Genomic DNA, 13,535 nt, shown 5'->3' with positions numbered 1-13,535 from the left:
ACAACAGGGAGTGCACATGCAGGGCTTCGCCGGCAAGGTCGTGGTCGTGACGGGCGCAGGGTCGGGCATCGGGCAGGCGCTGGCGGTCGAACTGGGGCGCTCGGGCGCCAAGGTGGCGATCAGCGACGTCGACACCGAGGGCCTCGCCGTCACCGAGGAGCGCCTGAAGGCAATCGGCGCGCCGGTCAAGGCCGATCGACTGGACGTCACCGAACGCGAGGCGTTCGAGCTCTACGCCGACGCCGTCAAGGCGCACTTCGGCAAGGTCAACCAGATCTACAACAACGCGGGCATCGCATATACCGGCGACGTGGAAGTCACCCAGTACAAGGACATCGAGCGGGTGATGGACGTCGACTTCTGGGGTGTCGTCAACGGCACCAAGGCCTTCCTGCCCCACCTCATCGAGTCCGGCGACGGTCACATCGTCAACGTGTCGAGCATCTTCGGCCTGTTCTCCGTGCCCGGTCAGGCGGCCTACAACGCGGCCAAATTCGCCGTGCGCGGCTTCACCGAGGCGCTGCGCCAAGAGATGACAGCAGCCAAACACCCCGTGAAGGTCACGACGGTGCACCCTGGCGGCGTCAAGACCGCGATCGCACGCAACATGACCGCGGCCGAGGGCATCGACATCAAGGAACTCGCCCAGACCTTCGACAAGAAGCTGGCAGGCACCACGCCCGAGAGGGCGGCGAAGATCATCCTCGAGGCCGTGCGCAAGAACAAGGCGCGCGTGCTCGTCGGCCCGGATGCCAAGGCGCTCGACCTCATCGTCCGGATCACCGGGTCGGGCTACCAACGCCTGTTCTCGTCGGTGATCGCCAGGGCGCTGCCGTCCGCGCACTGACGCTCGCGGGGCCGCGAGCGTGCGCAGAATGCTGGCGATTAACGGCGTGTCGTGCAACAGACACGCACGCTCGCGGAGGTGGGGCGCTAGTGGCCCAGCGGGTGGGCGTCCAGCCAGGCGCCAGCCACCGCGCCGGGTTCCTTGCCTTCGGCGACCTGACGCCGCATGTCGGCTAGGGCGCCGGTGTCGAGCTCACCCGCGATCTGATTGAGCGCAAGCACCTGCTGCTCGCCCAACTCGTTGCGCCGGTACAGCGGCACCACGTTCTCCGCGCGGATCAGGGCCGTGCGGTCGGACAGCACGACGGCGTCGTCGGGCAGGTTCGGCGCGGCGGTCGACGTCCACGCGGCGTTCACCTGGCCAGCCCGCAATGACGCGAACAGCGTTGCCGTGTCGGGGAACTCGCGCGTCGCCGGCAGTCGGCACGCGCCGACCGTAGCGGGGACGGCTGCGCCCTTGACGGTGCCGAGCTTCAGTTCGCCACAGTGGGCGACCAGGGCCGTCACGTCGCGCCGCTTCCAGGCACCCGCCGTCGTCTTGGTGACCGCCAGCGCCGGCTTGTCCTGGGCGGACTGGGTGTAATCGCCAGCGCCGATGCCCTCTGGCAGCGCCGAGATCATCGACCGATACACCTGCTCATCGGCGCGCGCCGTCGAATCCGGATCGAAGCGTTGCAGCAGTCGCCCGATGAATCCCGGCACCACCGTGACGTCGCCGGTGTCGAGATCTGCGACCGGATCGTGGCTCGACTCGACGTGCGCAGGGCTGCCGTAGTACCTCAGTGCCGCCGCGTACACCTGCGCCAGCAGCGCCGACTCGGGATCGTCACCCGCGCCGACCGCGACGGACGGCGCCCCAGTCTGACCCCCACAGCCTGCGACGAGCAGCGCAACGAGCGCGACCGCCAGTCGGCGCATCGCGCGGCTCAGGCCTTCGACGCCGCTGCCACCGCGGCCGCAACGGCAGGACTCACCCGCGGGTCCAGCGCGCTTGGCACGATGTGGTCGACGGCAAGGTCGTCGCCGACGACGGAGAAGATCGCCTCGGCGGCGGCCACCTTCATCTTCTCGGTGATGCGGCGCGCGCCTGCGTCGAGCGCCCCGCGGAACACCCCTGGGAAGGCCAGCACGTTGTTGATCTGGTTCGGGAAGTCGCTGCGGCCCGTGGCCACTACGGCGGCGTGCTTGCGCGCTGCGTCGGGGTGGATCTCGGGGTCGGGATTCGACATCGCGAACACGATGCCGCCAGGCGCCATCGTCGCGATCAGCTCTTCGGGAACGAGCCCGGCCGAGACCCCCAAGAACACGTCGGCGCCGTCGAGCGCTTCGGCGATGCCATCGGTGAGGCCGCGCGGGTTGGTCCTGGTGGCCAGCTCGTCCTTGAAGGGGTTCATGTCGTCGCGCCCAGCGTGCAGAATGCCTTGGCTGTCCAGCACCGTGATGTCGGCGATCCCCTTGGCCAGCAAGATGTTCGCGCAGGCGATACCGGCGGCGCCCGCACCCGAGATCACCACCTTCAGCGTGTGCATGTCGCGATCGAGCACCTTGGTGGCGCCCAGCAGCGCAGCGAGCACGACGATCGCGGTTCCGTGCTGATCGTCGTGCATGACCGGGCAGTCCAGAGCTTCGATCACACGCCGCTCGATCTCGAAGCAGCGGGGGGCAGAGATGTCCTCGAGGTTGACCGCGCCGAACGTGGGGCGCAATCGGATGATCGTCTCGACGATTTCGTCGGGGTCCTTGGTGTCCAACACGATCGGGATGGAGTTCAGCCCGCCGAACGTCTTGAACAGCGCGCTCTTGCCCTCCATCACCGGCAGCGAGGCGGCGGGGCCGATGTCACCGAGGCCGAGCACCGCCGTACCGTCGCTGATGACCGCGACAAGTCGGTTGGCCCAGGTGTACTTCTTCGCCAACGTGTGATCGGTCGCGATGGCACGGCTGACCTGGGCGACGCCCGGCGTGTAGGCGATCGATAGCGCCCGCTGGGTATCCAAGGGCGCCTTCAGCTCGACCGTGAGCTTGCCACCCTCGTGGGCTTCGAAGATCTCTGCGTCATCGATGACGACTTGGGGTGTACGCACCGCTTCAGTCACGGCGCCAGGGTACTTCACTGCGGCAGCTCACTCGGCCGGGTTGGCCACTCGCGAATGGATCGACTGGCAGAGCGATGCCAGCCTTTGGGCGTACCATTTGAACGTTCGATTCGGCCCCGACGGGGCTTCTTCGCCCGCCGAGGGGAGGTCCGCGCATGCCGTCGTTCCGAGCATTGCAACCTTCGATGCTGCGCCCTACGACTCGCCGAGGGCCCACCCTCGACGCCCAGTCGATCCACGTGCCCGTCGCACGCGCGATGGTCGACTGCGGCGTCTACGCCGACGGCATTCGACTACCCGGCAAGTACACCCACGCCGCCGCCCTGACCAAGGTGCGTGAACTCGAAGAGGCAGGCACCGCGGCGTTCGTCTGGATCGGCCTGCACGAACCCGATGAACACCAGATGCAGGCCGTGGCAGATGTCTTCGGCCTACACGAGCTGGCCGTTGAGGACGCGGTGCACGCTCACCAGCGGCCCAAGCTGGAGCGCTACGACCAGACGTTGTTCCTGGTGCTCAAGACGGTGAACTACGTGGAGCACGAGTCGGTGGCGCTGGCCCGCGAGATCGTGGAGACCGGCGAGATCATGATCTTCGTCGGGCCCGACTTCGTGGTCACCGTCCGGCACGGCGATCACGGCGGCCTTGCCGGGGTACGCAGGCAGATGGACTCCGCGCCCGCCAATTGCGCGCTAGGCCCCTACGCCGTCATGCACGCGATCGCCGACCACGTCGTCGACGCCTACCTCGACGTCACCGATCTGGTCGAAACCGACATCGACGCCATGGAGGAGAACGTCTTCTCAGCGGACAGCGATACCGACATCGAGCACATCTACATGATGAAGCGGGAGGTCGTCGAGCTGCGCAGGGCGGTCGCGCCGTTGACGCTGGCGCTGCAGCGGATGGGGACCGATCACAACGACCTGATCTCCAAGGAGGTCAGGCGCTACATGCGCGACGTCCTCGACCACAACACGCAAGCCGCCGACCGGATCGCCAGCTACGACGAGATGCTCAGCTCGCTGGTGCAGGCCGCGGTCGGCAAGGTGTCCATGCAGCAGAACCTCGACATGCGCAAGATCTCGGCGTGGGTGGCGATCGCTGCCGTGCCGACGGCGTTGGCGGGCATCGAGGGCATGAACTTCGACCACATGCCGGAACTGCATCAGGTGTGGGGTTATCCCGCGGTGCTGCTGGTGATGGCGACGGTCTGCGTGATCCTGTACACCACGTTCCGGCGCAACCACTGGCTGTAGGTCAACTCGAGAGCTGCGCGGTGCGCCACGCGCCCGGCGAGATGTCGTGACTGCGTCGGAACGCTCGACTGAACGCCTCCTCGGATTCGTACCCCACGCGTCGGGATACCGCGCCGACGCTCAGGTCGGTCGTCCGCAGCAGGTCGTCGGCGAGGTGCATTCGCCACTCCGCGAGATACCTGATGGGTGACCGACCGAGGACCTCGCGGAACCGTTGATCCAGTACCGAGCGGGAAACCGCTGCGGCGCGAGCGATTTCGGCCAACGTCCACTTCTTCTCCGGCGCGGCGTGCAACGCCGCCATCGCTGGGGCAAGCACCCCATCGTGCAGTGCGGCGATCCAACCACGTTCGGCCATCGGTGCGGTAGCGAGATGAATCCGCAGCACCTCCGTGAGCAACAGTTCCGGCAGTCTCGTCGAGGGCGGCGGCGCCGGAAGTGACTCCGTGGTCACCTCGAGCGCGTAGTTGATGCTCGACGCGACCCAGCGCGCTGCTGGACCGTGGGGTACGCGAACGACGAACACGGGAGGGAAGGCCCGCATGGCAGGATCGAAAAGCGGATCCTCGGAATACATGTGGCCGCAGACGATGTCGGTGCGATCTCCTCCGGCACCGTGCAGGAGAACCGGCATGGTCGCCCACGGCGGCCGGCTCATCAGGTTCAGGATCGACACGCGTTCGGCTGCTTGGGCTCCGCCCATTAGATAGTCGTCGCCATAGGGCAACACGATGACGTCGCCTCGGTTGGCCCAGTGTCGTTCACCGTCGCCCACCGAGATCCAGCACCGCCCCGCCGCGACGATGTGGAACATGATCATTCGCTCGGCGCCCGGGCGAAGTAGCCCGGCCAGTTCGGTCAACGGCGATTCGAAGGCCCAGCTTTCGGTGAACTCGGCGCGGAAGAAGATGGCGCCGTCCAAGCGCAGATTCTCCAGAGCGGTACGCAACGGCATCGGCTGCACGTCTGTCACAGTTTCGGATCCGCGTAATCCGGCGTTTCGGCAAGGAGTTCGGGTTGTTCGGTCATTGGCTGCTCCCCTCCGCCGCTAGAGGCTGATGGTGTCACACACCAGAGCCCGAAAACGGGCCGAATAGACGAGGAAACCAAGCAATGGCGAAATACGTGATCGAACGCATCATGCCGGGCGCCGGTCGGCTCTCAACCGCAGAGCTGCGTGCCGCGTCCGCGGTATCGAACGAGGCCCTTGCCGCCCTTTCGCCCCGCGTCAAGTGGCAACAGAGCTTCGTCACCGACGACAAGATCTTCTGCGTCTACATCGCCGACGATCCCGACGCCGTACGTGAGCACGCCCGACTTGCCGGCCTGCCCACTGACGCCATCCATGAGGTGGGCGCCGTCATCGATCCGTCGACCGGAGACGTCTGAACTAACCTGCGCATCCCAATCATCTAGCCGTAGACCAGCATTCATCCCGCAGCAAGGAACAACCATGACCACACATCACCGGGCGGCCATGGCCGCCGCATTCGCCGGCCTCGCGCTGACAGCGGCCGCAGCGCTACCACCGGCCCTGGCACACGCCGACCCGACAACGTTGGTGATGTCGAGCACCATCCACATGGTGGTGAGCGACTCGACCCTTTCCCCGGGCGGCAACTTCATGGAGCAGGTGATCTACGTCGACGGCGTGGTCTCGATGTCCCAGGCCGCCGCGCAGGACACGATCAACCACCACGCCGACACCTTCGCGTTGCGGTTCTGGGGAGACGACAACGACGACGACCTCCTTTTCGGGCCCGTGAATGCCGACACCTTCGCGGCGCGCGACGGCCTGCACTTCCAACGCGCTGCCGCGCTGACCCACGCCCAGCTGGACGAGGACAACGGGACCTTCGAGAACATCGGTGACGGCGGCTACGACGAGATCTACGTCGGTGCACGCTTCCTCGACCGCAACGGCAACACCATCTCGAAGGTGGAGAGCAACCGCATCACCGGAGACCTGTAGCCTTCGTCCGCCCCGATAGCGCCGCACACCGGTGTGACCCGCGATCGGGTTCGGGATTTCGTCTCCGCGGATGATCGTTCGTCGGATGGCGATGGCGTTAGGCCGCCTTGCCGTCCGGCGGGTTCAGAGTCACTCGATTGATGAGTCGTGTTGTCGCCGTTGGTCGCCGACTCGTCGGATGCCAACGGCTCGTTGAGAACCGCGGCGTCGTCGGGCGCCGCCGACGGGTCGTCGACTACGGGTTCGTCGTCGGCCGCCTGCTGGGGTGTCCATGCGTCATCGGGGGGTGGGTGCAGCTCTTCGGGTCGGTGGTAGTGGTTGATGCGGGATTGTCCGGTGTCCAAGTGCGGTGGCGGAATCCACTCGACATCGTGGTGGTCGTTGAGGCGGGTGCTCCAGCCCTCAGGCCCGACCATCCGGTTGTCGGGTCCGCAGGCAAGGCCGAGGTCATCGACGTTGGTCAGTCCGCCGTAGGTCCAGTCGCGGGCGGCGTGATGGGCCTGGGTGCCGTAGGCGGGCACGGTGCAGCCGGGTTTGGTGCAGCCTCCGTCGCGGGCGATCAACATGATCCGCTGCGCGACAGAGGCGGTGCGCCTCGCCCGGAACAGGTTCAGGGCGGAGCCCGTGGCTCCGTCGAACACCGCAAGATAATGGTGGGTGTTGGCGTCGGCGGCCAGCTGCAGGACGTCGGTTAGCGGCAGGACGGTGCCACCACCGCTGACACCGACCCCAGCCCGGGATTCCAGGTCGTGCAGGGTGGTGCGCACGATGATCGTGGTCGGCAATCCGTTGTGCTGCCCCAACTCAGGCTTGTCCAGCGCGGACCGCCCAATGAAGGCAAAGGCGTCGTGGCGTCGCTGCGCCACGCTGCGGGCGTCAGCGTCGATCTGGTCCTGCGTCGGCGTCCCCGAGGTAGCGGGCTGCGGGTCGTCGGGGTTGCACATGCCCGGCGCGGCGAATTTCGCGAACAGGGCCTCCCAGATCGCCCACGCCGCAGGGGTGAGCTCGGCGGTGAGGTGGATCGTCCCGTCGGGTTGTTGAGGCCCCTTGCTGATGCCCCGGCGCCGCGCCCGTTCGGCGTCGTCTGGGACGGGTCCGTCTTGATCCAACAGGAACAGCTTGCGCGCCACCGTGTCGGCGAGCTCCTTGGGGCCGTTGCCGGCGGCGTGGCGGACCCACTCCACCTCGATCTGGGCGCGGGTGGCGGGGTCCAGCAGGCGGGGCAGGCGGGCCATGCCCTTACCGATCACGTCGACGTGCTCTCCGGTGATCAGCCCCAACGCTTGCGCGGCGGCGGTGGCGGGCAGCACCGGTGCCAGCGGCTGACCCGACAGCGCTCGCCGCGGCCCCAACACAGCGGCAGCGGCCAACCGGCGGTGCGCCTCGGTGCTCGACAGTCGCCACCGGATCATCAGCACCTCGCGCCACGACTTGGCACCCAGTTCGCCCGGCGTGGCTTGGGTTTGCAGCTGGGCCAGCATCCGGTGGCGCTGGGCGGGCAGTTGGCAGTCCAGGATTTCCAGCTCATCGGTGGCGGCGAGGAGTTCGTCGCGGGTCAGCGTGTCGATGTCGCAGGCGGCCAGCTCCTCGTAGGCAGCGTGGAACGCGGTCAGCGCTGAACGGACCGCCTCTACCTGCATTACTCGAACATATGTTCGAATCCTAAGGATTTGGCGACGTAGTTGATGAGAGAACTCGAAGAGAAAGTCGTCACATCAGTGACTTCTGAAACACAAGTGGCGCAAGGGATTATCCCTTCCAGGACGCCACCAACATGCTAGCGCGGCTGAGCAGCCGGCCGCGAAGGGTCGAGCACGTCGACGCCGTCCACCCGCCAGGCCTCCCGCATCGCCTCGGCCCCCTTGAGCCGCACCCACGCCGCCTCCGTCGCCGTGATCGGCGTCGCCGACAGCACCGTCACCTGCCCCAGCGGCGCGGCGAGCTCGACGTCGCCGATGTCGCTGACGCTCAACAGCACTGCCGTGAAGGGTGCCCCCTCCCACAGCCGCGTCTCGAGGTCGACGAGTGCGTCGGCGCCGAGCACCAGCCCCTCGACCGCAGGCGCCGCGGCGACGACCGCGATCGATCGCGCCAGCCCGGTTGGCGTCGGGCCGCGCAGCGCCACCACGACCTCGGCCCGCGGACCGGTCGTGGGATCGGCCATCATGTCCGTCGGATCGCCCATCGGATGGCGCGAACAACCAAGGGAGACATAGCGATACACGCCGTCTCCATCCGGCCCGTAGCGCAGCACATCGATGGACTCCGCGCCGAGGAACGTCACGCTTGCCGAAACGGGCTCGGCGTCGATCCCTGCCGCGGCGAAGTGCTCGTCCAGCCGTGCGCGGACCGTTGCCAGAATGTCGGTCACGCCGAGCTAGTCGATGGGCGGGATCGAGAGGTTGACTCCCGTGTCGGCGTCGAACAGCGTCAGCTTGGAGCGGTCGAAGGCCAGTTCCACGGTCTGTCCTGAAGTCACGCTGGACTCGGCGGAAACCCTTGCCACGAACTGATTCTCGGATACTCCGGACTCGGCGGCCAGCTCCGCGAGCTGGGCGGCCTGCGCGCCAGCACCCTCGGTCCGGAAGTGCAGGTACTTGTCGGCGCCGAGCGACTCCACGAAGTCGACGGTCACCTCGAACGTCAGCGCCCTGATCCGCGTGTAAGTGTCGATCAGCGCGGCATCCTCGATGTTCTCGGGACGCACACCGACGATCACGTTGGTGGGCTTGGCGTGCTTCGCCAACATCTCGAGGGCCTCTGGGGAGAGCAAGATCTCATCGCCGAAGGGCAGCCGAACGCCACCGTCGGTCAGTGACGCGGGGAAGAAGTTCATCGCGGGCGACCCGATGAAGCCGGCCACGAACAGGTTGGCCGGGCGGCTGTAGAGCTCGTCGGGCGTGCCGATCTGTTGCGCCACCCCGGCCAGCATGACCACGACGCGGTCGCCGAGCGTCATCGCCTCGGTCTGGTCGTGCGTGACGTAGATGGTCGTGGTGCCCAGCCGGTTCTGCAGGCGAGCGATCTCCGAACGCATCTGCACGCGTAACTTGGCGTCGAGGTTGCTCAGCGGCTCGTCCATCAGGAATGCCTTGGGGTCACGCACGATTGCGCGGCCCATCGCCACCCGCTGCCGCTGCCCGCCGGACAGTTGCCCTGGCTTGCGATCCAGAAGTTCGGTGAGGTCGAGGACCTTCGCCGTCTCCTCGACCTTGGTCGCGATGTCGGCCTTGCTCACCTTGGCCAGCGTCAGCGGAAACGCGATGTTCTGTCGCACGGTCATGTGCGGGTAGAGCGCGTACGACTGGAACACCATCGCGATGTCGCGGTCCTTGGGCGCCTTCTCGTTGACCCGCTCGCCGCCTATGCTCAACTCACCAGAGCTGATGTCCTCGAGCCCGGCAATCATGTTGAGGGTGGTCGACTTTCCGCACCCCGACGGCCCGACCAGGATGATGAACTCGCCGTCGGCGATGCTGATGGACAGATCCTTCACCGCCACGGCACCACTGGCGTAGCTCTTGCTCACGTGATCCAGCACGATCTCGGCCATCGAATTACCCCTTCACCGCACCGGACGTCAAACCGGCGACGATCCGCCGTTGGAAGATTAATACGAAGATGATGATCGGCACGGTGATCACCATCGCGCCGGCGGCAATGGACCCCGTCGGCTCCTCGAATTGCGAACTACCGGTGAAGTTGGCGATCGCCACCGGCGCCGTGATGGCGCGCTGGGTGGCCGTCAACGACAGAGCGAGCAGCAGGTCGTTCCAGGCGAAGATGAACACCAGGATGCCCGCCGTCACGATGCCGGGCGCCGCGAGCGGTGCGATCACCTTGCGGAAGGCCTGACCCGGCGTGGCACCGTCCATCTTCGCCGCCTTCTCGAGATCCCAAGGGATCTCCTTGAAGAACGCCGACATGGTGTAGATCGCCAGCGGCAGCGCGAACGTGATGTAGGGAATGATCAGGCCGGGCCATGTATCGAAGAGCCCGATCCGGCGCTCGATGTTGAAGATCGGGGTCACCAGCGAGATCTGCGGGAACATCGCGATCAGCAGTGCGACGCCCACCAGGGCCTTCTTGCCGGGGAACGCAAGCCGCGCAATCGCATACGCGGCCATCCCTCCGATGACCACCGCGATCACCGTCGTGATCAGGCCGATGCCGATCGAGTTGACCAGGGCCGAGCTGAAGATGTTCCCCTGAAAGATGGCCTTGTAGTTGTCGAACGTCACCTGGGCGGGAATCAGCCTGCCGTCCTTGACACTTGACGACGGCTTCAACGACAGCGACAGGATCCACAACACTGGGATCAAGGCGTAGAGCAGCACGATGATGTTGACGACGATCCAGCCCGTCGCCCGCTGTGCACCCACCCGCTCAGTCACTAGCGACCCTCCGCTTCCGAGCCGGGCGCCGACGCACCGAACACCTTGATGTAGATGAACGCGATCACGGCGACCGACAGGAAGACCAGCACGCTGATCGCCGACCCCAGACCAAGGTTGAAGGCCTTGAACAGGTTGTCGTAACCCAGGATCGACACCGAGCCGGTGTCATTCGCGCCGCCGGTCAGCACGTAGATGTTGTCGAAGATGCGGAACGCGTCCAGTGTGCGGAACAGCAACGCCACCAGGATGGCAGGCTTGATCAGCGGCAAGATCACCTTGACCAGACGCTTCCACGCGCCTGCCCCGTCCATCTGGGCGGCGTTGAGCAGGTCCTGCGGCACCAGCGCGAGACCGGCCAGCAGCAGCAGCGCCATGAACGGCGTCGTCTTCCACACCTCGGCGAGGACGACGATGGCCAGCGACGGCAGCTGCTCGGTTAGCGGCGCGCTGCCCGCAGGCAGCAGATTGGCCAGATATCCGGTGCCGGGTGTCCATGCGTAGTACCAGCTGTAGGACGCTGCGACGGTGACGATCCCGTACGGGATCAGGACTGCGGTGCGCACCGCGCCCTTGGTGAAGATGGTCCGGTGCATCATGAGCGCCAGCGCCATGCCGAGCACGAACTCGATGACCACCGAGACGATGGTGATGGCAAGTGTCACGACGAACGCCGTCCACCAGTACCTGTCGGTGAGGATGGTCTGGTAGTTCGCGAACCCGACGAACTTGATGTCGTCGGGCGCGGCCAAGTTGTAGCGCTGCAGGCTCAGCCACACCGCATAGCCGATGGGATACGCGGTGACGGCCAGCATGAGCACGACCGCGGGACCGATCAGCCAGAACGCCAGCCGCCGTTCCGACTTGTGGTCGTCGGTGGCGCCGCCGGCCGCCTGCCGCTCCTGGACGGACTCCGTCACGGAATCAGCCCCTTCCCGTCGATGGCCTTCTGCACCTGGTCGGCGAGCTCATTGGCGGTGCGCTCGGGGTCGATCGCGGTGATCGGCGCCAGCGTCGCCGAGATGCGCGTCGACACCGCCTGGTAGACGGGCGTTGCGGGGCGCACCGCGGCATTGGTGAGCTGCTCGCGGATGATCGCGTACTGCGGATACTTGGCCTGGAACGCCGGATCGTCGTACAGCGATTCGCGCACGGCGGGCAGGCCGCCCTCGATCGAGGTGTACCGCTGGTTCTCCACGTTGCGCAGGCAGCGGATGGCCTCGAATGCCTCCGCCTTGTGCTGGCTGTTCTTGCCGACCGCGAGGTTCAGCCCGCCGATCGTCACCTTGGCAGGCTCGCCGGGCTTCACACCGGGGTAGGTCGCGAAGCCGAAAACCTTCTTGCTGGCGTCGTAGGCGGCCTCGAATTGCGCGTCGTCGGGCGCGAACGTGCCGACGTCGTTGATGGCCTTCACCAGATCCGCACGCTCGTTGAGTGGCAGGAACGAGACGCCGCCCTTGACGGCGTTCTCGAGCAGCGAGGGCAGCACGAACGGCCAGTTCACCTCGAGCGCGGCTTTGCCTTGTTCAAGGGCCAGTCGTGCGGTGGCCTCGTCGGTCTGCGTGATCGACGGGTCGGCGCCAGGCGCGGTGGCAACCGCCTTGATGATCTGCAGCGCCTTGACCGTCGCGGCGCGGTGCTCGGGGGTGTCGGTCAGCGTGACGGTCTTGCCGTCGTCGGAGAGGACCTGACCGCCCGCACTCGTCAGCAACGTGTTGAACCACACCACCAGACCCTCGTACTGCTTGGCCTGCACGGCGACCCAGCTCGGCTTGCCTGCCGCGTGCAGCCGGGTCGCCTCGGCCACCACCGCGTCCCACGTCTCGGGTGGGCTGTCCATCAAATCGGCTCGGTACCAAAGCAATTGGGTGTTGGTGGTGATCGGCGCGGCGTACAGCTTGTCCTGCCACTCCGCGGTCTTGAGCGGCCCTGGCAGCGTATTGCCGCGGGCATCGGCCTCGGCCTGGCCCGCCGGATCATCCGAAAGCGGCAACGCCCAACCAGCTTCGGCGAACTCGGCCGTCCAGACCACGTCGAGCGCCATCACGTCGAGGGTCTTGTCGTTGCCGGTGAGCCGCCGCGCCAACTGCAGGCGCTGATCGTCTGCTCCCTTTGGCAAGCTGATCTGCTTGATGGTGAAGCGCCCGCCGAGCTCGGCGTTGCAGCGCTTGGCCACGGCGGTGAACGTCGCCATCTCGTTCGCCGGTGTGTAGTAGTTGACGACGATTCCGTTGGCCTGAGAACTGCATGCCGAAACCATTGACGCCGTCGTCAGCGCAGCCAACACCGCAGCCCGCAGCCGCAGAGTGCGCACGCCCGCCTCCTGTCCGCGCGAGTTCGTCCCGCGCGCAAACCGTAGAGCGATGTGCGCGTGATGTGCAACACTTTCGGCCCCGCGCGTCGCAATCGTGATCTGCGGGCGTCACTCAGCGAACTGGCGAGGCGGCCTGCCGCAGGATCAGATCTTCAAGCGCGCCAGCAGATCCCGGCCCTGCTCGGCACCCTGCGGATCGCACAGCACGTCGTAGCGCCCGGCGACCAGTTGCATCGTCGAGCTGAAATCTCTTGTGCCGCGAGCCATCGCGTACTGCAGACCCGAGGTGATGAGGCCGAAGAACACACCGGCAACCAGACCGGCGATCAGCGAACCCCACGGACTCGGGCTGAAGAAGCCGAGCACCAACCCGATGAACAAGCCAAGCCACGCGCCGGTCAGTGCACCGCCGCCGAGCACCCGCGGCCACGTCAGTCGTCCGGTGACGCGTTCGACCTGCATCAGATCGACGCCGACGATGGTCACCTGTTCCACCGGAAACTCTTGGTCGGACAGATAATCCACCGCGCGCTGCGCCTCGGCATAGGTCGGGTACGAGCCGATCGGCCAACCCTTCGGCGGCGTCGGCAGCCCGGCCGGGCCGCCGCGGCCCGGCTTCTGTCCAGGTTGTAGCGGACTGGTCATGATTTCATC

14 protein-coding genes are annotated in these 13,535 nt (G+C 66.4%); 4 read left to right on the top strand and 10 right to left on the bottom strand.

Annotation, left to right across the window (positions count from 1 at the left end; all coding sequences use genetic code 11):
* The first annotated feature begins 16 nt into the window (after positions 1 to 16).
* Positions 17 to 847: an SDR family oxidoreductase gene (locus HNP02_RS30005; protein ID WP_184444287.1), complete on the top strand. Its 831-nt coding sequence runs from the start codon at positions 17 to 19 to the stop codon at positions 845 to 847.
* 86 nt (positions 848 to 933) lie between these two features.
* Here the strand turns inward: HNP02_RS30005 and HNP02_RS30000 are convergent, their stop codons facing one another.
* Together HNP02_RS30000 and HNP02_RS29995 are read right to left on the bottom strand one after the other, a co-directional pair.
* Entirely contained in the window at positions 934 to 1,764 is an 831-nt protein-coding gene (locus HNP02_RS30000) for a glycine betaine ABC transporter substrate-binding protein (protein WP_184444286.1), read from the bottom strand.
* Between the two features lie 8 nt (positions 1,765 to 1,772).
* On the bottom strand, positions 1,773 to 2,942 hold the full coding sequence (locus HNP02_RS29995) for an NADP-dependent malic enzyme (protein WP_184444285.1): 1,170 nt from the start codon (positions 2,940 to 2,942) through the stop codon (positions 1,773 to 1,775).
* A 155-nt stretch (positions 2,943 to 3,097) separates the two neighbouring features.
* On the opposite strand from HNP02_RS29995, the gene corA reads away from it, so the two are divergent.
* A complete protein-coding gene (gene corA / locus HNP02_RS29990; RefSeq protein ID WP_184444284.1) occupies positions 3,098 to 4,201 on the top strand; it encodes a magnesium/cobalt transporter CorA in 1,104 nt (367 codons plus the stop codon).
* 1 nt (position 4,202) lies between these two features.
* On the opposite strand, the gene HNP02_RS29985 is transcribed toward corA, so the two are convergent.
* Positions 4,203 to 5,174 (bottom strand): AraC family transcriptional regulator, encoded by a 972-nt coding sequence (locus HNP02_RS29985; RefSeq protein ID WP_309241741.1) that lies wholly within the window; start codon positions 5,172 to 5,174, stop codon positions 4,203 to 4,205.
* A gap of 140 nt (positions 5,175 to 5,314) precedes the next feature.
* Here HNP02_RS29985 and HNP02_RS29980 point away from each other — a divergent pair, with 140 nt between their 5' ends.
* Together HNP02_RS29980 and HNP02_RS29975 are read left to right on the top strand one after the other, a co-directional pair.
* A complete protein-coding gene (locus HNP02_RS29980; RefSeq protein ID WP_184444283.1) occupies positions 5,315 to 5,590 on the top strand; it encodes a DUF4242 domain-containing protein in 276 nt (91 codons plus the stop codon).
* A gap of 64 nt (positions 5,591 to 5,654) precedes the next feature.
* Positions 5,655 to 6,173, top strand: coding sequence for a hypothetical protein (locus tag HNP02_RS29975; protein WP_184444282.1), 519 nt, complete (start codon positions 5,655 to 5,657; stop codon positions 6,171 to 6,173).
* On the opposite strand, the gene HNP02_RS29970 is transcribed toward HNP02_RS29975, so the two are convergent.
* From HNP02_RS29970 to HNP02_RS29940, 7 genes are all read right to left on the bottom strand, one after another.
* A complete protein-coding gene (locus HNP02_RS29970) occupies positions 6,092 to 7,813 on the bottom strand; it encodes an HNH endonuclease signature motif containing protein (RefSeq protein WP_184444281.1) in 1,722 nt (573 codons plus the stop codon). The two genes, HNP02_RS29975 and HNP02_RS29970, sit on opposite strands and share 82 nt — an antisense overlap.
* A 137-nt stretch (positions 7,814 to 7,950) precedes the next feature.
* On the bottom strand, positions 7,951 to 8,544 hold the full coding sequence (locus HNP02_RS29965; protein WP_184444280.1) for a suppressor of fused domain protein: 594 nt from the start codon (positions 8,542 to 8,544) through the stop codon (positions 7,951 to 7,953).
* A gap of 6 nt (positions 8,545 to 8,550) precedes the next feature.
* On the bottom strand, positions 8,551 to 9,726 hold the full coding sequence (locus tag HNP02_RS29960) for an ABC transporter ATP-binding protein (RefSeq protein WP_184444279.1): 1,176 nt from the start codon (positions 9,724 to 9,726) through the stop codon (positions 8,551 to 8,553).
* Between the two features lie 4 nt (positions 9,727 to 9,730).
* Entirely contained in the window at positions 9,731 to 10,555 is an 825-nt protein-coding gene (locus HNP02_RS29955; protein WP_184444427.1) for a carbohydrate ABC transporter permease, read from the bottom strand.
* Positions 10,556 to 10,566: 11 nt separating this feature from the next.
* Complete coding sequence (locus tag HNP02_RS29950) at positions 10,567 to 11,487, bottom strand: carbohydrate ABC transporter permease (protein ID WP_184444278.1); 921 nt, start codon at positions 11,485 to 11,487, stop codon at positions 10,567 to 10,569.
* Positions 11,484 to 12,881: an ABC transporter substrate-binding protein gene (locus HNP02_RS29945; protein ID WP_309241740.1), complete on the bottom strand. Its 1,398-nt coding sequence runs from the start codon at positions 12,879 to 12,881 to the stop codon at positions 11,484 to 11,486. The genes HNP02_RS29950 and HNP02_RS29945 overlap by 4 nt, the downstream gene beginning before the upstream one ends.
* Before the next feature lie 144 nt (positions 12,882 to 13,025).
* Entirely contained in the window at positions 13,026 to 13,526 is a 501-nt protein-coding gene (locus HNP02_RS29940) for a general stress protein (RefSeq protein ID WP_149374020.1), read from the bottom strand.
* Between the last annotated feature and the right edge of the window lie 9 nt (positions 13,527 to 13,535).

The sequence above is a fragment of the Mycobacterium sp. AZCC_0083 genome (genome assembly GCF_014202335.1).
GTDB lineage: Bacteria > Actinomycetota > Actinomycetes > Mycobacteriales > Mycobacteriaceae > Mycobacterium.
The sequence above is the reverse complement of the archived record's forward strand: the minus strand, read 5'-3'. Positions and strand labels throughout refer to the sequence as shown.